At 46.0% G+C, this 20736-nt stretch carries 16 protein-coding genes; 3 read left to right on the forward strand and 13 right to left on the reverse strand.

Going from position 1 to position 20736, the window contains the following annotated elements; translation table 11 throughout:
• Positions 1–98: 98 nt before the first annotated feature.
• Positions 99–311, forward strand: coding sequence for a hypothetical protein (locus HW560_RS01520; protein WP_076291601.1), 213 nt, complete (start codon positions 99–101; stop codon positions 309–311).
• A gap of 178 nt (positions 312–489) precedes the next feature.
• Here HW560_RS01520 and HW560_RS01525 read toward each other — a convergent pair whose 3' ends face one another.
• The 3 genes from HW560_RS01525 to HW560_RS01535 form a co-directional block, all read right to left on the reverse strand.
• Positions 490–1275, reverse strand: coding sequence for a DODA-type extradiol aromatic ring-opening family dioxygenase (locus HW560_RS01525; protein ID WP_079697187.1), 786 nt, complete (start codon positions 1273–1275; stop codon positions 490–492).
• 180 nt (positions 1276–1455) lie between these two features.
• Positions 1456–2286: an alpha/beta hydrolase gene (locus HW560_RS01530; RefSeq protein WP_179261704.1), complete on the reverse strand. Its 831-nt coding sequence runs from the start codon at positions 2284–2286 to the stop codon at positions 1456–1458.
• A gap of 239 nt (positions 2287–2525) precedes the next feature.
• On the reverse strand, positions 2526–2762 hold the full coding sequence (locus HW560_RS01535; protein WP_090904876.1) for a hypothetical protein: 237 nt from the start codon (positions 2760–2762) through the stop codon (positions 2526–2528).
• Positions 2763–3175: 413 nt separating this feature from the next.
• Between HW560_RS01535 and HW560_RS01540 the strand changes: the two genes are divergently transcribed.
• Positions 3176–4018 (forward strand): DUF1129 family protein, encoded by an 843-nt coding sequence (locus HW560_RS01540; RefSeq protein ID WP_179261706.1) that lies wholly within the window; start codon positions 3176–3178, stop codon positions 4016–4018.
• A 326-nt stretch (positions 4019–4344) separates the two neighbouring features.
• Here the strand turns inward: HW560_RS01540 and HW560_RS01545 are convergent, their stop codons facing one another.
• Both HW560_RS01545 and HW560_RS01550 read right to left on the reverse strand, forming a co-directional pair.
• Positions 4345–5262, reverse strand: coding sequence for an AraC family transcriptional regulator (locus HW560_RS01545; RefSeq protein WP_179261708.1), 918 nt, complete (start codon positions 5260–5262; stop codon positions 4345–4347).
• A 437-nt stretch (positions 5263–5699) separates the two neighbouring features.
• Positions 5700–8861 (reverse strand): copper amine oxidase N-terminal domain-containing protein, encoded by a 3162-nt coding sequence (locus HW560_RS01550; RefSeq protein WP_179261710.1) that lies wholly within the window; start codon positions 8859–8861, stop codon positions 5700–5702.
• Between the two features lie 287 nt (positions 8862–9148).
• Here HW560_RS01550 and HW560_RS01555 point away from each other — a divergent pair, with 287 nt between their 5' ends.
• Positions 9149–10114, forward strand: a complete 966-nt coding sequence (locus HW560_RS01555) for a hypothetical protein (protein ID WP_179261712.1) — start codon at positions 9149–9151, stop codon at positions 10112–10114.
• A gap of 155 nt (positions 10115–10269) precedes the next feature.
• Here the strand turns inward: HW560_RS01555 and HW560_RS01560 are convergent, their stop codons facing one another.
• The 8 genes from HW560_RS01560 to purH all read right to left on the reverse strand — a co-directional run bounded on the left by HW560_RS01560 (position 10270) and on the right by purH (position 20734).
• Positions 10270–10872 carry a GNAT family N-acetyltransferase gene (locus tag HW560_RS01560; RefSeq protein WP_179261714.1) on the reverse strand — a complete coding sequence of 201 codons (603 nt, stop codon included), beginning with the start codon at positions 10870–10872 and terminating at the stop codon, positions 10270–10272.
• A complete protein-coding gene (gene ilvA, locus HW560_RS01565; protein WP_090904885.1) occupies positions 10872–12164 on the reverse strand; it encodes a threonine ammonia-lyase IlvA in 1293 nt (430 codons plus the stop codon). Before ilvA ends, HW560_RS01560 begins: the two co-directional genes overlap by 1 nt.
• Positions 12165–12516: 352 nt before the next feature.
• Positions 12517–13122: an alpha/beta hydrolase gene (locus HW560_RS01570; RefSeq protein WP_090904938.1), complete on the reverse strand. Its 606-nt coding sequence runs from the start codon at positions 13120–13122 to the stop codon at positions 12517–12519.
• A gap of 14 nt (positions 13123–13136) precedes the next feature.
• On the reverse strand, positions 13137–14087 hold the full coding sequence (locus tag HW560_RS01575; protein WP_373564974.1) for a ring-cleaving dioxygenase: 951 nt from the start codon (positions 14085–14087) through the stop codon (positions 13137–13139).
• Between the two features lie 303 nt (positions 14088–14390).
• The gene (locus HW560_RS01580; protein WP_090904886.1) at positions 14391–15473 is read right to left on the reverse strand and encodes a hemolysin family protein; all 1083 of its coding nucleotides are present in this window, start codon (positions 15471–15473) and stop codon (positions 14391–14393) included.
• Positions 15474–15736: 263 nt separating this feature from the next.
• Complete coding sequence (locus HW560_RS01585; protein WP_090904888.1) at positions 15737–17074, reverse strand: hemolysin family protein; 1338 nt, start codon at positions 17072–17074, stop codon at positions 15737–15739.
• A gap of 725 nt (positions 17075–17799) precedes the next feature.
• The gene (purD, locus tag HW560_RS01590) at positions 17800–19065 is read right to left on the reverse strand and encodes a phosphoribosylamine--glycine ligase (RefSeq protein WP_179261716.1); all 1266 of its coding nucleotides are present in this window, start codon (positions 19063–19065) and stop codon (positions 17800–17802) included.
• Positions 19066–19186: 121 nt separating this feature from the next.
• Complete coding sequence (gene purH / locus HW560_RS01595) at positions 19187–20734, reverse strand: bifunctional phosphoribosylaminoimidazolecarboxamide formyltransferase/IMP cyclohydrolase (RefSeq protein WP_090904892.1); 1548 nt, start codon at positions 20732–20734, stop codon at positions 19187–19189.
• Positions 20735–20736: the final 2 nt, after the last annotated feature.

The raw sequence follows: 20736 nt of genomic DNA on the forward strand, positions 1-20736 counted from the left end.
ATTTTTATATATGCTTGTAGGTCATCCGACTTGCCCATCGACAGAAACACGTATTATGATGAACATATCGATCGATTATAATCAAAGGAGTACATGACATGCCAACCCAGCGCCGTCTTGAGACCGATGCCGACTTCCAGGAAGCCATGGAAATGAAGCATAAAGTCCGTGTTTTTAAAGATAATCACCAGATTGATTCCGGTGGCGTCATTATCCGTTTTGACAGCAATACCGTTGTGGTTCAGTCCAGTGTAAGTGAACTGGCATATCACTCGCGTACAGCATGTGAGCTTTTTGAGATTCGCAAGTGAATATACTCATTTGCAGAATGGTCAAGTTATAGAAAAAGGTTCCTGAGGCCCATTACGCTGGCCGCAGAAACCTTTTTGGATCAGCTCATTCATAACCTAACTCTATCTGGTCAAAGAACTACGTGTTTTTGCAAAATACAATCCGCGGACCTGTTTACATCCTCTTGTCTGTTCCAAGTTATACGCCGTCACCAAACTGCCAGCAGTTCAAACTGAGCGTACCGTAAGGATACGACTGGAATAGACGTTTTGCAGATCGTGACATATCAGCCGTACCCATGGCATAGAACAAAGGCGCAATGTGCTCCGTTCCATAGGATGGAACTGCTGTGCGGGCATGGGGCGCTTTTTTGTCATATTGAAACAGCTCTCTCGTATTCCACTGCTCCAGCCGCTCGCCAATCCAGTTATCGAATTCCACTGCCCAGTCTTGCGGCTCATCATTACTGCCAAGCATACGCAAGTTATGAACGGTTCCACCGCTGCCAATAATCAGCACATTATCATGACGCAGCTGCTCCAGCATCCGACCAATATCATACTGTTCCTGCGGGGAACGCAGCGAATCGACAGATACCGCAATTACAGGAATATTGGCTTCTGGATACATGTGTAGCAGCGGTACCCATACCCCATGATCCAATCCCCGGCCTCGAACCGGTTGATGTGGGAGATTACTACGGGTGAACAGAGCGCAGATCTCATTCGCAAGGTCTGGCTGACCAGGCGCAGGGTAATTCATTGTATACATATTAGAGGGAAATCCGTAAAAATCATGCAAGGTCTGATGTGTATCATCCATTGTCACGGACGGTTCGGGACGATCCCAATGCGCCGTAAATACAACAATGGCTTTCGGAGCCGGCAGCCTGTCTCCAAGCTGGTTCAAAAAGTGAGTGTAATCATTGCTCTCCACCGCCAGAGCGGGAGAACCATGCGCAATGAATAGTGCGGGTAATGTCATTGCTGCCAACCTCCAGACACGGATAGTATGCTTACCCTTCTATTTTACCCCGAAGAAGGCGCTTTTCCAAGCTAACATCCCAATCAGATGCAATCTGGACGCGCATGTGGCCTTATGGACCAATCCATGTTGGATATAGAATGTTCTAGCTTAAAGATAAAGATTGCTATATAACCACTCTTAGATCATCCAGTGCTGCCAATCCTGTTCGATCTTCTGACGTTCTCCCAGCCATTCTCTCGTACGCGTAATCAGCTGTTCACGCTCTTTACCGGAAGAGAAGGTATGATCGCCCTGGAAAATAATCTCCTTGTCGCAGCGGCCTTCCTGGCGCATCCAGAATACCTTTTGATACAGGAATGCGTAATCGACAGGAATGGTCTCATCCGATGTACCGTGCACCACCAGCACATCCCCGTTAAATTTAACGGCTTCCTGGAAAGGCTGATGTTCAGCCAGTGATTCAAAGAATGCTGGTGTAAACTTGTAGCCGAGATAATCAGCAGACCCCAGTTTCACCCCTTCATCGTATACATCACGTCCCGTAATTTTCACAATATCATTGAACGGGTATCCCACGGATGACCACATCACAAGATTCTTGACCCGTTTGTCACGGACAGCAGTGAGCAGCGCAACAGCTCCACCCAGACTATGTCCGATCAGCGTTACACGGCTTGGATCTACATCACTGCAGTTTACCGCATAGTCCAGCACAGAACGTGTTTGGGTAATCATGGATTCCAGTCCTTCAGCTCCGTACTCACCACTGCTCTCCCCGCAGCCGATATAATCGAAGCGCAGCACCAAATACCCATCTTCGGCCAGCTCACGGGCGGTCTTCACAAACAGACGATCTACACCGATCCGACTTCCTACGAATCCATGGCAGATGATAGCAAGAGGCACGCGCTGTTGGTGATTTCCCTCCTTGATGTCTTTGACGACAGGATAATGAATCGTGGCTGTTAATTCTTCTTGCCCATGACGAATACTGATCTGACGCTCCATGCCCATTTCCCCTTTCCATTCTTCCCTGCTCATGTTCAATTTGTTAATTATATATAAATCCGATAAGTTTAATGTGTATTAAGATGATATTAGTATATTATCATCCTGTGAACCTCAAGTCAACGCGAGGAAATGTCCATTTCCAGACGTACCTTGTCTACATTTTATCGGTAATTTCGCAAAAAAAATGAGCCAAGCTGACCACAGCTGACTCGAATTATTTCTAATACTTAAAGTCACTACTCATAACTGCGACGGAACATCTCATGAGTCTCCACTCGACCCTGCCATTCATGTTCATGAACCGAATTCGAGCTCCCCCAGAAGCTCCCTGACTGAAAGGTTCCATCTGTATACTCTTCCGCATATTCAACATCCTCCAACGTCTCCTCCATTGGCACAACCTCATCCGTTACTCCACGGGAGTTGCTATTCAGCAGCAGCTTCCTTGTTAGTTTATCCGTTTGTTGATCCATACCTGCCACACTCCAATCCCTGGTTTCTGTTGGAAATGCTACTATTGTGGTGGAATCGGCTGTACTTTATTCATTCTTCACACAATCGTTAGAACTTGACGAGCACTTACGCATATTAATGGCGAACCACGGAGAACCTAAGCAAAATATTATAGCCAACATTTGCCTCTGATTCCTTCTGGCGAAAGGGTTGAATTCATGGAACACATCTTGGAATGGATTCGTAGTCACGGAAAACTGGTGCTGTTATGCACCTGTGTCATTCTGGCCTGTGCAGGGCTATGGTCGAATCGTAAACAGTTGTTTTATAAGGAATGACTTTGCGAAACGAGAGCCCTTCCCGTATACTAAAATACCGTCAGGGTCTCCAGATCACCGGGGATCAGAACGTGTGTAGACAGGGGGAGCAATCATTGGGGATTTCCTATAAAAAGTTGAAAGAAATACAGAATCGGCAAATGACCGAAATGAGTAAGATGACACCGGAGCATGTAAAACTGTTTGATCAGATCAGCACCATTGCGCGCCAAGCACCTGCCGATGAGAGAACGCAGGAAGAATGGATTCTCTCGGCTGGAAGAGCCATCGTACAAGCTCAGCGTGACGGTAAGCCTGCTCGCGAGTTATATGGACCTAATCTGGAACAACATATCTATTCACAACTAGGAGTAGCAGATGATAATAATCCGGCTGCAACTGCTGGCGAAATTCATATGGACTCATCCAGAGCTTCAAGTAAGGCTGTACAGAGCTCCGGAAGCAAATCCAATAAAACAACCAGTACCTCAGCCAAAAAGACCGCAGCGGTTGAAGCGGAACCCGCGGAGACTCCGGATCAAGTGAAACGGACGCCTAAATGGTACTTCATGATCTCTTGGGCAGCTTTGTCTTTTGTCATGCTGATTCAAGGTGCAGTTGGATTATTTATTGGCTGGACGGGTGGAGATACGGAACCATTTAGCCATATCAGCCTGTTCTCCCTTATCGTTGCGGCGGTTGGAGGTATTGCACTGGTTGAAATGCTTCGTCGCCTTGCTGAGCGTCCAGATGATCAGGGAGCAGACAAGACGGCCAGACCACAGATCAACCTTCGTGGGATCGCCATCTATATCGTTATCGTTGTGCTTGTCTTATTTGTAGGATATCCGTTGCGTGACAGCCTTCCCGTATTTACGCTGGCTCCGTGGATAAGTCTTGTGATCGGTATTGTGGGCTTGGCTACGTTGAGACCACTATTTGGACAAAAGAAAGCATAAGGATGCTGATGCCCTTGGTGGGGCAGTAGCATTGGGTATATCGTACAGTAATGTGGTGTGCGAAGATTAAAGTACGAATGAAGTACGACATTCGGTGATGAGATAGATCAGATTATCGAGTGTCCAAAAAGGGGCCATAATGGCCCCTAGCCAGCTGTTGAGAAGTTCTCGACAGCTATTTTTATTTTTAGACCGTTCAGAAAAAGCTCATAATGCTCTTTATCTATCAGAGGTAAAGGTGATCATGTGCCACACCTTATGAGTAACCTTACATACAGTCAGTAGCTCGTATGAAGCTGATCCCGCCTCCCGAAAGGAAGGGCTTATCATACTTCATATAGATGATCCACAGAACCCGTAGAGTCTCTCTCCATTTTGAGCTGAATGCGATGTTTGATTTCCTTGCCCGGGGTCTCTCCGAATTCTCGCTTATACATGCGGATAAAGTAGTTCACTTCCATACCAACCGTCTCCGCAGCCTCTCTTACACTTGCTCGTGGGTGCTTGTCCAGCCATTCCGATGCCTTGTGCAAACGTAATCGCTGCATGTACTGATGTCCCGTCACCCCATGTCTCTGGTGAAATAATCGGTTCAGGTGCTGCACTGAATAACCAACAGCTTCAGCTACATGCTTCAGCAGCAGATCATCCTGGTAGTGTGTATGCATCAGCGACACTGCTCGAGTGAATGCTTCATTTGCCGATTCCGACTCGCGCTCAGAACGTGTTAACGACCTACGCCTTGCTTCTCGCTCTTCTGTCTCATCATGCAGCGGGAGGATGTAACGAGACATGTCCAGAATAAGCTGGTAGATGATCGTTGAGCTGTTCCACATTTCAGTCATCCCATCGTCCAGCGAGTGCCAGATCCCCGTCACTCTTGACCAGAACTGTTCAAATTCGGACAAACGCCGTGGCCCCATTGGCAGCAGTCCCGCCGACCGAAGCACCGCCCCCGCCGCCTCTCCACCAATGCCAATATATCCAAGCTCCCCGTGTGTTTTGGAATACGGAATATACTCATGTGCCACCCCCGGTTCGATCACGAACAGTTCAGCTGCCGATACTGTCCATGCTCCTTCACCTGGAACCTTAAATTCTCCCTTGCCGCTGCGTAACAAAAAAAGCTGATACACCGGAAATCCATCCGGTCTGAACTGGACCTTCTCTTCTTGTGTTCCCACACAATACAGATACAGAGGCAACCGGGAATCCGGCAGGCCGGTCAAGCGAAATGCAAGCATTCCATCATTCCTTTCGGATCATGCTCTTCTTTCTCCTATTATCCATCGGTTGACTCGTTGCAGCAACGGTCAAAGGAACCTTTTTGGTGACAGGATTTTTAAAATGGATTACATACGATTCACAAAATCTACTGCGATGACACAACAACTTTTAAGATGATAAATAAAAAAACTCCCCTTCTCATTTGGAAAGGGAGGCTGAGTGTTAACATAACTGAAAGATAAGATTGTTGGTTCTTGGAGTGGCCGTTCCGGTTACGGATCGTTCTTTCGATCGCTGTTGTCTCCAAATTTTTTTTGATTCAACCTCTATAAGGTTTAAATTCGGAGACAAAGGCGAGCGCTACCGCTTCTTCAGAATCGATTCCGTCCCCTCCACTACTTCTGGAGCTCAAAACGAACTACTTACCTTGTTTAACGTTAATCTTACTTTATTATTATGAAGATGGTGTATCTCCAGCTGGTGCTGGTGTATTGTTGCTCCCTTGGTCTGTACCCGTAGGAGCTACCGAAATTGGAAATGTAGCTACTTCTGAATTGTTTTTATACTTAGTATTATCACTAGCCACAGAAACTACCAGAACTTTGTATTCTCCCGCTTCAAAAACTGAACCGTCAGAATCATTGGAGGAAACTCCAATATTCACAGTTGCTGTTCTTGGGTTACTACCAATATTCACTCTTTCTAAAGCTTTTCCAGTATCACCTGAACCACTCTTAGCTTTAACAACGTACACATCATAACGAGAAATTCCTGTTTCATTGCCAGGCTTGGTGAAACTTACACTAATCGAAGTATCCGTTGCCGTCGCCTTCACATCTGCTACCTTCTCTACAAATGTTGGTGACTGTTTTTTAGCATTAATTATGAAAGTAGCTGAATCTATGTTTGATTCACGTTTGCTGTCGGAGGATTCTGATAAAATGTAAGCCGTGTACAACTTGCCCGATACAATAGGTTGCCCATTGATATCATTCAGTGCATTCGGAAGTATAGCATAGCCCCCTGTCGTTTCCAATGATCTGATCACGTTAGGATTGTTTTCTTTTGCAATAGCTTTCGCCAAATTAAGATTAAATGCACTTCCAGTCGGGGCAATCATTACAACATAACGACTGATTCCTACTTTAGAAGCTGGTTCCGTATATCTCAAGGTCACATCCGTTGCATCGCCAGCAGCTTGCTCTTCATTTTTAACTTCTACATCAGTGATTTTAACTGCTCCAACAGCACTTGTTACAGACAATTTAATATCAGCATACGCAGTGGACAGCACATTGGAAGAGTTGCTGGTATTGCTTACTGCAAGCACAAATATACGATAGTTCTCATCATTGCGAATATCTGTACCATCTGTTGCTTTTACATCCTTTAAAGTCAAAGTATAATTTCCGCTTCCGCTAGCTTTATTTACAACCTTATAGTTTGAGTTCCGATTTGCTTCGGCCAAATCGAACCCACCCAAATTCGCCGTTTTGACTGCGAAAACACGATAATGATAAACATTCGTCTCATTAGACGATCTATTAAATGTCACCTGCAAATCACTACCGTCTCCATTATCTCCGATGTCCGCTGCATTCACGTAGGTCGGAGCGGCCACAGTCGAGTTCTGTACTAGCGTAATTTGTGAAGAATAAGATGACAATGCATTCTGGCTGGAATTGCCGCTATTGCTTACCGACAGGACGAACACACGATAAGAAACACCATTAGAGATTCGAGATCCATTAGTATCTACCGCGCTGCTCGGAAGAGTAAATGACTGATTTCCACCCGTTTTGCTCACCTGATAATAATTGTTCGATGCATTAGCCGCGCTCAGTGTGAAGCTGCCTGCATTTCCCGAACGGACCACATATACACGATACGCAGAAACATTGGATTCATCCGAAGCTCTATTAAACGAAACCCGGAGATCGCGCCCATCGCCATAGTCACTCACATCAGCAACCCCGATATTGCTTGCAACGCCAGCATTACTATTCGTTGTCAGTCTCAACAGCGTTGACGACGAAGACAGCGCATTAGTATATCCATTCTGCTGGTTGCCTACAGCCATAACGTAGATTCGATAATCTTGCAGATTCGTTACGTTATAACCACTTGTGTCCTTCATGGAGGATGGCAGTGTTGTTGTAATGTTGTTGCCTGTTTTGTTCACGTTATAGTACAAGCTGGAAGACAGATTGCTCGCCGTAGTCAGATTAAAGCTGCTGGATACCGAGTTCCGCACTACAAAAATTCGATAATTAGCAACTCTGGACTCATCGGATGAACGGTTGAAGCTCACCTGAATGTCACGACCGTCTCCATAATCCGAATTGTCTTTTACTTGCGTGATGACTGGCGCTGTTGCTGTGTTTACGCCCAGCGTAAGTGAAGATGATACTGTGGACAGTTTATTGTCTGCTGTTGCCGCATTGGAGCTCACGGATACAATGTAAACGACATAAGATGTGCCGTTTTTGATCAATTCCCCGGATGTATCACGCGTCGAGGAACTGAGCTGGGTTTTGACCGCTGCGCTGTTACCTTTGTAAATAATGGTTGAATTCGAACTGGACACATTATTGGCCGTAGTTAGATTGAATGAAGAAGCGTCTTTCGCCTTAACTACAAAAGCACGGTAATACGTAATATTCGATGTGGTGCTCGGCTGTGTGAAGTTAATTTCCAGATCACGTCCATCTCCGTAGTCGCTGATATCTGCGATCCGCAGGCCTGTGACAGGCTGCACCGTCGTTTTCACATTGTTTAGTTTTATGGACTGGGTAGACCAGGCCAGCTGATTTTTGTAGCTGTTGTTGCTGTTCCCCACCGTAAGTACATACAATCGATAGGTTTCATTTGAATTCAACAGATCCCCGTTCACGTCACGTGTCTGAGCATTCAATGTCAATCTTGGATCGGTGCCATTTGGAGAAATGGAAGTGTAATTACTAGATGGTACTGCCGATGCCGCAGACTCAGTAAAGCTGTTCACATCACGTGTTTTTACCAGCATAATCCGATATGCCGACACAGCCTTCTCGGACGTCGGACGTGTGAAACTTACGGTCAGATCTCGACCATCCCCATTGCTTCCTGACACAGCACCGTAAATGTTCCATGCTGCATATTGCGTCTCATCCACAGGAGGAGTGGACGTTGTTTTGATATCTACTCGCTGATTGCGGGAATTCCAGAATACTTTCTCTCCAAAAGCTTCACTGACAAAACGAATTGGAACCATTGTGTTTCCCTTGATGGTATTTGCAGGTACATCTAGCGCTACCGCTTCTCCGTTGATGTAAGCCGTTTTGGAACCCAGTTTCAGCGATACTTCCTGATCTCCCCGGTTCGCCGTGATCGTTTTGGTTTTATTGGTGTACTTTACAGTGGCATCCAAGCCTTCGAAAATGGAGCGTAATGGAACCAGTACACGTCCACCTTTCATGACAGGGGCCTGTGCAGAGGATAACTCCGCGTCGTTAATATAAATGCTGATTCTTGCAGCTGCATCCATAACCGACGTTGGTAGTGCAGACATCAACATAGCCGATACGGCCAGTGCTGACATCACCTTTTTCACTTGACGTCCTCCAGCTTTTCTCATATCCAATATCCCCATTCTCTTCATTATTTAAGTTGAAATGTCATCGTTGGTGAATTTCATTTTATTCCTGTAATTTCCTGTGCACATCTAAGACGTATGAACATAAGTAAAAGTTTCCAATCCCACAAAAAATATTTTCGCAGAAATGTCCTTCCGCCATCTACCCTCCAAAGGTTAAAAATAACAGAAGAATTTGTCATTATTCCGCAACAACATCTTTCCCAATTTCGTTTAATGTATAGTGAATAACAACCTATTATCTTTATAATTACGGGAGGTTCACACAGATGACATCATCGTATTTATCTGGTCAACGCAAAAGGATGCGATTCTTCATCACAGTCGTTACCATTGCTGCAATCTTTACAGGAACCCCAGCTACATCCGGAGCTGCTACTGCCGCTCCTTCAAGCCTGGATACCAAAGTAACCACCAGCAGTTCAACCGCCATATATAAAACATTTCAGTCCATGCTCAAAAAAAAGAACGGCTTACCCGCCGCTGACACCTATCTGGAATCCAATATCAAAAAAGTAACAAAGCATCACGCCACCCTGATGGTCCTTCAATTGGAGAATGCACGTCTGAAGGCCCTAACCTCCATGACGGACCGCTTGCTCGTTCCTAACGTTCAGGACAAGATGCTCAAGGCATACCAAACGAACGACAGCTTCACCAAACTCATGGAGCGTACCCAGGATTCCGATCTGCGTGTACTTTTAAAAGAAGCCCGTGACAGCGGCTATCGCCTCGTCATGCTCGAAGGCTCCCTCTATCCCATTATGAATTATGCGGCATTCGTGAAATATACCTCTGAAATTACAGAGGATATCTCAAGCTACATCAATATCATGACGAAGGAAACGAAAAACCTGCCTGCGGATGACGGAGCTCTGGTCATTGGATATCAGGAAATTCTCCTTCGGGCACTTAGCCAGGAAAGATTCCTGGAGCTGCATCCGAAATCGAATCGGGCCAAGCAGGTACAGGATCTGTTGAACAGTTATACCCTGTATACCTTTTATGGGCTGAACAATACACCGCTGTTTGATTATGAAACGAACAAAATGGTTGCTAACGCCCAAAGAGGATACAACGGCGTCTTGCAGCGTCTTGCATCAGTCGATAGTGTGTTTCTCTCCAAGCTGGATGCCTTTATGGATGTGGTTAAGGAAGCGAAGTATGAGAAAACAGCTGCGGTGGAGAAATGGCTGGAACAGAATGTTCCGACCGGGGCGGATGCCGGCTATTAAATAATCATGATATTAATCACCTAAAGGACACATAAAGCACACAAAGAAAACCGACATAGGATTCGCTCCCATGTCGGTTTTCTTTGTGGATTCTATCGATGAATTGAATTTGAATTGAATCTCCTACACCAGGCTAATTCGTTCGGATGCATGAACTACAGAATTGGCTTGACCATATGGTTATACTCATGTCCACCAATGACAATGACTTCATCCTTGATATAGCCCTGCCGTTCGTACAGCATCAAGGCCCGGCCATTGTCCCGTTCAACAATGAGGGACACCTGGGAGTGTCCGAGTTCCCTTCCCTGCTGCTCAAAAGCAGCCATCAACGCCTTGCCGATGCCCTGCCCCTGATACGCTTCGCTTACGGATAGAGTATCCAGATAATACTCCCCGGGACGGGTTTCTTTGACCAACGTATATTTCTCATCTGTACTCCGACCAGGCCGATCCAATATTGGCTGATCCAGAAGATCTGCTTCACCGCCATCATACGCTACCAGTATTCCAGCGACCTGTTCGTTGTGCTCCATTACCGTTATGTTGCGATAACTGATCCTATTGTCTTCCTGCACGTAAAATTGCTGCAATATCTGCATCGCTTTCTCATGCTCACCTTCACCCGCCAGAGCATAGGCAATATCACCAATCGCCTGATAAAGCAAAGGAATGACTTGTGCCGCATCTTCTTTGTGAGCAGGTCTCAACAGAGGCTGCGCCTCACTACGGTCCGACTTCACATTGGAATGATTCATCAGATTAACATGTTGAACAGATTGAGATTTTTGTTCAGCTCGGTATACGCGAGGCCTTTACGATTCATACGTTCAATCAGCGGCTGGTAATCTTCCTTGTACATCAGCTCGATGCCCACCAAGGCCGGTCCATTTTCCTTATCATGCTTCTTCGTATATTCAAAACGGGCAATGTCGTCATTGGGTCCCAGTACTTCCACAAGGAATTCACGCAAAGCTCCCGCACGCTGTGGGAAATTGACCATGAAATAATATTTCAGACCTTCATAAATCAACGAACGTTCCTTGATTTCCTGCATCCGATCGATATCATTGTTGCCGCCGCTGATCACACAGACAACCGTCTTGCCCGCAATCTGTTCGCGATACTGCTCGAGTGCAGCAACCGCCAAAGAACCAGCAGGCTCCACAACAATCGCATTTTCATTATATAGCTCCAAAATGGTTGTACAGGCTTTGCCTTCAGGCACCTTCACAATATCATCCAACGTGCTGCTACAGATGTCGAAGGTTAGGTCACCAACGCGTTTCACCGCAGCACCATCCACGAATTTATCAATATTATCCAACGTGACAACCTGCTTGCGGAACATGGCCTCACTCATGGAAGCCGCGCCAAGTGGTTCTACGCCAATGATGCGGGTTTCCGGGCTAACCGTCTTCATGTAGGTTCCAACACCAGCAGCCAGACCGCCACCACCGATTGTGACGAATACATAATCCGCTTTTTCATCCAGACTCTCCATGATTTCCATCGCTACCGTACCATTACCCGCAATGATCTTCGGCTGATCGAACGGATGGATGAACGTCATGCCCTGTTCATTACACGCACGCATAGCTTCTTCATAAGCATCGTCATACGTATCACCTGTCAGCACCACTTCAACATTATCTCCACCAAATCGACGTACCTGTTTCACCTTCTGGTTAGGAGTTGTGCTCGGCATAAAAATTTTGCCGTGGATGCTAAGCGCGTTACAGGAAAAAGCAACTCCCTGCGCATGGTTACCCGCGCTCGCGCAGACAATGCCTTTCTCCAGTTCAGCAGGAGTCAGACTACGAATCATGTTGTATGCTCCACGAATTTTAAACGAACGTACCACCTGCAGGTCTTCCCGTTTAAGATACACATTACAGTTATATTTGGCCGACAATACAGCATCCCGCTGCAATGGCGTTCTTACAATGACTTCACGCAGCACATGATGTGCGCGCACGATATCTTCCATGCCAACACCGGTACGGCCGGGATTGGCAGTTCCCGTTGGTTCTTGTTCCACTGGTTTCATCTCTTATCCACACTCCGCTTATCTTTGTTGGCAATGCAAGCATTGCTTTTTCTTTTTATTGTATCACTTTTGCACTGTTCTTGCGCCTGAGCTCGCATCATTTACCATTCGCAAACAAACCGCATCTAATTGAAAATCATTATCAATTACTTGATTATAGATTATTCCATACTTTAGGACAAGGCATAGTGTCGCTCTGATTCATTAAAAAGTGGATCATTGAAATTGCACGAGTAGCATGCTGCTCGGTTCCTTAAACCGTATAAACGGCAAAAAAGGGGTATCCCCGTCATTTTCATGACCTATGGGACATCCCTTTTAAAAGAAGTATTTAAAGCAACTAGTCAAATTTTTAAGCCTGAGTCTTAAACCACGCCTCAGCAGCTTCCGCCTCGGTACGAGTCAACTGATGTCCCTGACGCTCCCAGTGCATGTGCACGGCTGCACCTGCTCCACTAAGCAGTGAAGCGAGTTCATCCGTTTCTCGTTTCGGCACAATTGGATCGTTCTCTCCTGCTCCGATGAATACAGGCAGCCCCTTCAGTTCTGGCAATTGCAGACCGCGAAGCGGTACCATTGGATGGTGCAGAATCGCTCCTTTAAAAACATCAGCCTGATGGAAAATCAGACTTGCTGCGATGTTTGCTCCGTTGGAATAGCCCAGTGCGAAGACATTGGCACGATCAAAGCCATACTCCACAGCGGCTGCATCCACAAAAGAACCCAGTTCCGCTGTCCGTGCAATGAGATCCTCTTCATCGAACACCCCTTCCGCCAAACGGCGGAAGAAACGAGGCATTCCATTTTCGGATACGTTACCACGCACCCCCAGAATACCTGCTCCTGGGGCAATCATCTCGGCCAGACCTACCAGATCGTTCTCCGTTCCACCTGTCCCGTGCAGTAACAAAAGGGTGGGAGCAGTTGGCTGAGAACCTGCTTTATAGATATGTTTCATTGTATTAGTAGTACTCATGATTTGGACTCTCCTTTCCATTCACGTACTTGAATAGGTGGCAGCAGCTGTTCAATCTGCTCACGCTGTGGTTCGTACCATTCAGGCAGCATCAGTTTTTCACCCATGCTCTCCTGTGGTTCATCCCGTGCAAATCCTGGAGGATCAGTAGCCAGTTCAAACAGTATACCTCCCGGTTCCCGGAAATACACGGCGTTAAAGTACTGGCGGTCAATGACCGGAGTTGGATGATATCCGGCTTTTTGAAGCTCCTGCTGCATTTGTTCGTGCTCGACATAATCTTTTGCGCGCCATGCAATATGGTGAACCGTGCCTGCTCCGCCAATTCCCCGTTGGATTCCAGTCGATTGAATGTCGATCAGTTGACCGATGTCACCACTCGCCTGCAGACGAATGATTCCATCCTCTTCTCCTACCTGCTCGAGACCGAGCATCGTTGTCAGTACATCCGTTGTTTTGTCAGGTACATGGCTGAATAAAACAGCTCCACCAAAACCTTTGATGGCATGTTCAGAGGGTACGCCGTTGAATGACCACTGACTTGGCTGACCTCCTTCACGCTCGACCAACTCGAGCAACAGACCGCCTTTATCGAAGAAACGAATGTATTGCTCGCCAAATCTTGTTTTATTTTCAAATGGAATATCGAAGGATGCCAGACGTTCTTTCCAGAATGGTAGACTGCCCACCGGAATCGCATATACGGTTACTCCAGTCTGTCCTGCGCCGATGACACCTCTTCTAGCATTCTGCTGCGGGAAGAAGGTGATAATAGTGCCAGGAGCGCCATCCTCATTGCCATAATACAGATGGTACACATCCGGTGCATCAAAGTTAATTGTTTTTTTCACCATTCTCAGTGCCAATACACCTGCGTAAAAATCAACGTTTTTCTGTGCATCATCTACAAAAGCCGTTACGTGATGGATTCCTGAAGTTCTGAACATAATCTCCACTCCCTTGGTTTTATTTGTATCATTGTTATATTTAGCAGTTCGTTATACATTGCTTTGCTTTTTGTTTTTTTATCTTTAAATTAAGATTCTTTAAATTTATATTAATCCATTAAGCCACGATTTGCAAGCTTTTGTTTTAAAGTTAAGATATTGCTGGACTTTAACCTGCTGAATGCCGCTTGAGTATACTCGGATGGGCAAAAAAACAGGCCCCGATCACTCGGAAACCTGTCTTCCTTGAAACTTATTCAATTGCCGCCGCACAACATCGATCCTTATAATCTCGCATTACTTTTAGGTTAATTTTAATCGCTTAGTCGGTTGAACCAGATCTTTGCCATCATACTCGTCCTTGATATCCCCGACAATTTCTTCAAGAATATCCTCCATCGTAACCAGACCAACTGTTTCCCCTTCTGCATTATGAACTGTAGCGATATGGGAACGACTTTGCTGCATCTGGACCAAGACATCCTTAATCGGCGATAACTCCGAAAATTTTAACATGTCGTGTACAAACGTATCCATATTGAATTCCCGGCCTGCTGCAACACTCGTAAGCATTTCCTTTGTATGGATAAATCCAATGAATTGATCCTGATTTCCTTTTTCGATCACCGGGAAACGTGTATATTCATGCTGCTTTAGAACCTCGATCATACGATCCAGCGGCATTTCTTTGTCCAACGTAACGATTTTTTCTTTGCGGATCATAATCTCCTGAAGCAAACGCTCATCAAAAGCAAAAATGTTTTTGAGGTAGTCCAGCTCTGTCTGATTAATTTCTCCACTCTCATAACTCTGTGCCATAATCAGCTTCAGTTCCTCCTCGGAGTGAACTGTATCGTGACCGGCAGGTTTTATACCGAAAATTCCAAGCAATAGACGAGCAGCCCCATTCAGGGCATAGATGAACGGATTCATGATCTTACCGAACCAGTACAGCGGTGGTGCAAGCAATAGTGTCATCTTCTCTGCAAACTGGATCGCCAGTGTTTTCGGTGCCAATTCACCGATAACCACATGCAGAAACGTAATGATTGCCAAGGCAATCCCGTACGAAAGTACCGTAGACAACGCCGCTGGGACTTCCAGTCGCTCAAACAACGGATGCAGCATTTTCTCAACAGTGGGTTCACCCAATGCGCCCAATACCAGCGCTGTGATCGTGATACCCAATTGACACGCAGATAGATAATAATCCAGATTGTGAGCCACTTTTTTGGCCAATACCGCTTTTTTGTTCCCTTCCAAGATCAACTGATCTATTCGGGACATCCGTACTTTCAGAATTGCAAATTCCGCTCCAACGAAAAAGGCGGTCAGACCTATAAATACGGCTACTAAAAATAAGTTTAAGGCTATTATTCCGTCCAATGATTTCCCTCAAAATGAGGGATTCACCTCCAAGTTTTATTTAAGTGATGCACGAGAGACGCTCCGGTTACGGATCATTCTTCCGATCGCCATTGTCTCCAAATTTCTCTGATTATAGTTTTCAATGGTTTAAAATTTGTTTACAAACGCGAGCGCTTCGCTTCTTCAGAATTGATTCCGCCCCCCTTCACTGTTACGCTGCCATATCGTTAAAATATAATGAGGGCAGTAGCAGTGAAGAAAGCAATTTTAGACTAATCAGATCAGGCCAGGTCACTGGAAGATTCATCGATCTGAGCACCGTTTACACGTTCAAGCAGGACTTGTTTAATGTGAAAATTTTCTGCGTCCACAACGGTCCAGACGTAATCACCGTGTTCTACCGTATCGCCTTGTTCCACACCGACACCCTTCTGGAACTGAATCCATCCGGCCACGGTATCCATCTCTTCATTGCCTTCAAAGACAAGCCCAAACTGTCGCTCCAACTCATCCAGCAGCACCCGGCCGTTAATGAGATATTGGTTCTCTCCGGTTACCTGAATGTCAGCAACTTCATCGGCATCAAACTCATCCCGAATCTCGCCGACAAGCTCCTCCAGAATATCCTCCATTGTAATGATTCCCGAAGTACCTCCGTATTCATCCACGACCACAGCCATGTGCACGCGTTCCTGCTGCATCTTGATCATGGCATCCTGGATACTTGTAACTTCAGATACGAAAGGAATCTCCCGAACAAAATCGATAAGTTGGTGCTCCCTAAGGGCAACCATGTCGGGCAAAATCTTTTTCACATTCACTACACCGACAATTCGGTCCTTGTCCCCATCCTCGATGACGGGATAACGTGAATAATTATGCTCATCCAATATCGGAATGATATCGTCGTAAGTCATATTCTGATTCAGTGTCACAAGCTCTGTCCTCGGAACCATGATGTCTTTGGCATCACGCTCATCGAACACGAATACGTTTTCCAGATACGAAAGCTTGGTCTTGTTGTTCTCGTCTCCTTCATAACTCTGGTTCATGATGATTTTGATCTCATCTTCCGAGTAGGCCTGTTCATGTCCGGCAGGCTTTACGCCAAATGCCCGAAGAATTACCCGAGACGCACCGTTCAGCGCCCAAATGAAGGGATACATAATTTTTCCGAACCAATATAGCGGCGGCGAGAGCAACAGCGTCAATTTTTCCGAAAATTGAATCGCCATCGTTTTGGGAGCCATCTCCCCAACCACAACGTGCAGGAACGTGACAAGGATAAAGGCAATCGCATAGGAAGCAACCGCCGATATGGAAGCTGATACGTCCAGATAATTAAATACGGGGTATAACAACCTTTCAACGGTTGGCTTACCGAGCGCTCCCAATCCAAGGGCAGTTACGGTAATACCAAGCTGACAGGCTGACAAATAATAATCGAGGTCCGAGACTACTTTCTTGGCCAATATGGCTTTTTTATTCCCCTCGGCAACCAGTTGATCCACTCTTGATGTACGAATCTTAACCACAGCGAACTCAGATGCAACGAAAAATGCGGTTAATGCAATCAAGATAATGAGTAATACAATATTTAATATGGTGATTATGTCCAATGATTTCCCCGCTTCTCAGGGATTCACCTCCAGAGATAGTTACAGCGTCATCGGTTAACTTGGTTAACCATTCAACAGCTGATTGACGTTCAATATGGCGTATGCCTTATATGAAATCGAAAAGATAAAGTGTGTATAGGTTATACTTTGACCTTGTAAAATTGCAAAACAGGAATTCAGGATGAAGTCAATCACTTATAGAAACTACTTCACTAAAAACAGGGTTCCCCCTCATGCTGTCATTGTTTCTCGATTTACTCCACCAAAATTCTCCATTTGGACAGTTTACAATATCGCCTTCCCAATAGATATCCACCTCCCCTCTTGTTCATTCCTGTTTCAGAAAAGTATAACATGTTCTACGCCAAACCATCCAGTTGCACGTTATGGTTTGGAATAAAGAATAGATATGAGTTCACAAAAAAATCTTTTATATACGTGGTTTTTCTCCCATTTACAGTTCATTTTATGTGATATGGTTCACATAATTAGTATAGACCAATTTATAGAAATGCTACCCTTTTACTTTGGTCGATTAAACCTGCTGGGGGCCTTTATTTATAGCCATTCTTCTTTGCCGTATCCGGACTATGACACGTCCAGCAATGACACCATAATCATGTATACGTTGAAAAGGGCCCGCAGGATGCAAACACCTTTTTTCGGTGTACATCTTTACGGGCCCTTAGGCTTCACTTTATCAAGTTACAATGAATTAGAATTAGTTATACCAACGCTTTAGCAGCAATATCAGACCTTTGATGTTTACCGTCAAAATGGATGCGTTCTGCTTGAGCGTAGGCTTTGTTTCTGGCCTCGGCAATATCAGAACCAAGACCCACAACGCCTAGAATTCGTCCACCATTGGTGACCCATTCTCCAGATTCAGTGCGTGCCGTTCCAGCGTGGAATACTACTGCTTCATCGACTTGATCCAGTCCTTCAATAACTACACCTTTTGAATACGGACCAGGATATCCTCCAGAAGCAAGCACCACACATACAGCGGATTCGTCACTCCATTCAATCTCGATATCCGCCAATTTCCCGTGCACCGTAGCCCAGAAAATGTCGAGCAGATCACTCTTCAGACGTGGCAATACAACCTGCGTCTCAGGATCACCGAAGCGAGCGTTGAACTCAATCGTTTTGGGTTTACCATCTGGTGAAATCATCAGCCCGGCAAACAATACACCTTGGAACGGACGCCCTTCGGATACCATCGCTTTGGCTGTTGGTTTAATTATCGTCTCTACCGCTTCTTCAATGATCGAGGCCTGAATATGTGGCAATGGTGAGTATGTACCCATACCTCCCGTGTTTGGCCCCTGATCATTGTCGAATACCGGTTTGTGATCTTGTGCTGCGGCCATCGGACGAACGGTCTCCCCATCGACAAACGCCAAAATCGACATTTCCTGACCTGCGAGGAATTCTTCAATGATGACTTTGGCTCCTGCTTCACCAAATACTTTGTCCACCATAATGCTGCGGAGTGCTTGATCAGCCTCATCACGTGAATAGGCTACGGTAACTCCTTTTCCAGCTGCCAGCCCATCGGCCTTGATTACTACAGGGATGGCCTGCTCATTCAGATAAGCCTGCGCTTGCTCGTAATTGTCGAATTTCTCATAGGCTGCAGTCGGAATATTGTATTTATGCAGCAAGTCTTTCATGAACGTTTTGCTGCCTTCAATCTCTGCTGCATTGCGGCGTGGTCCAAATACCGGAATGCCTGTTTTATCAAAAGCGTCTACAATGCCGTCTGCGAGCGGATCGTCTGGCCCAATAACAACCAATCCCACGTTAAGCTCCACGGCAAGTGCCGTCAGTTTATCGAATTCATTAACCGCGATCGGATGACACTCCGCAAGCTGTGCAATGCCTGCATTTCCCGGAGCACAATGAATCTTGCCTGCCTTCGGGCTTTTCGCCAGTGCCCATATGATTGCGTGTTCCCGGCCACCGCCGCCCACTACCAGAATATCCATTAGCGCTGTTCCCCCTCCATAAATTTCAGGATTTTTTTCTATTCTCTTGGCAAAAAAGCTGAAAAAGAGGATGAACAAGCCTATTCGCTTGTTCATCGTTTGGAAGCATTATAGTTGTCGTTTAGTGTTTGAAGTGACGAACGCCTGTGAACACCATGGCAATACCGTATTCATTCGCAACTTTGATGGACTCTTCGTCCTTGATCGAACCACCTGGTTGAATAACGGCTGTAACTCCAGCTTTCGCTGCAAGTTCCAGTGTATCGCCCATTGGGAAGAAAGCATCGGATGCCAGAATGGCTCCTTTGGCTAGTTCTCCAGCTTGTTCAATAGCAATCTTGGCTGCGCCCACACGGTTCATTTGCCCTGCGCCTACACCTACAGTCATGTCGTTTGCTGCAAGCACGATCGCATTGGATTTCACGTGCTTAACCACTTTCCAGCCAAACAACAGCTGTTTCAGTTCTTCTTCGGATGGTGCACGATCAGTAACTACCTTGAGCTCGCTCGCTTCAATGGAATGCACATCGCTTTGCTGCACGATCATGCCGCCGTCGATTGAAGTTACTACGAACTTACTCTCCCGATTGCGGGCAGCGTTCAGTTCACCCGTTTTGAGCAAACGAATATTTTTCTTTTTGGTCAGGATGTCGAGTGCCTCTTGTGTAAAATCAGGAGCCAGTACGATTTCCAGGAAAATCTCACTCAGTTTAGCCGCTGTATCGCTATCGATTATGCGATTGGCTGCCACGATTCCACCAAAGATAGAAGTTGGATCAGCCGCATAAGCTTTGCCATAAGCTTCGTAGATGCTTTCGCCAATACCCACGCCGCAAGGATTCATATGTTTAACCGCCACAACTGCCGGTTCTTCGAATTCTTTCACAATCTGCAATGCTGCGTTCGCATCGTTGATATTATTGTAGGACAACTCTTTGCCATGCAATTGCTCAGCTGTTGTCAACGTATCTTGGGCTGCCAGCGGTTTGCGGTAGAATGCCGCCTGCTGATGTGGATTTTCGCCATAGCGCAAATCCTGGAGTTTTTCGTAAGTAACCGTCAGACGCTCTGGCAGTGGATCACCGTTCAGGTTGGAGAGATAATCGGAAATAACTGCATCGTATGCCGCTGTATGGCGGAACACTTTTGCCGCAAGCCGTTTGCGTGTCTCGAGTGTGGTGTCCCCATTGCTGCGGACTTCTTCAAGCACCTTGCCGTAATCTGCTGTGTCTACAACAACACTAACATAAGCATGGTTTTTGGCAGCAGAACGAAGCATGGTTGGACCACCAATATCGATGTTCTCGATTGCGTCCTCATACGTTACATCCGGTTTGGCGATGGTGTCTTGGAACGGATACAGGTTTACAACAACGAGGTCGATATAGTCCAGTCCATTCTCTTCCATCTGGCGCTTGTGCTCTTCGCTGTCACGAACAGCTAATAAACCACCATGAACTCCCGGATGCAATGTTTTCACACGTCCATCCATAATCTCCGGGAATCCGGTCACATCCGAAATTCCGATGACAGGTACGCCTTCCTTCGACAACAGACTGCTTGTACCTCCTGTCGAAATAATCTCCACACCCATTTGCGACAGCTCGCGGCAAAAATCCACGATGCCTGTTTTATCCCATACGCTGACCAGCGCTCTTTTGATACTCACAA

The sequence above is a fragment of the Paenibacillus sp. E222 genome, from assembly GCF_013401555.1.
Taxonomy (GTDB): Bacteria; Bacillota; Bacilli; order Paenibacillales; family Paenibacillaceae; genus Paenibacillus.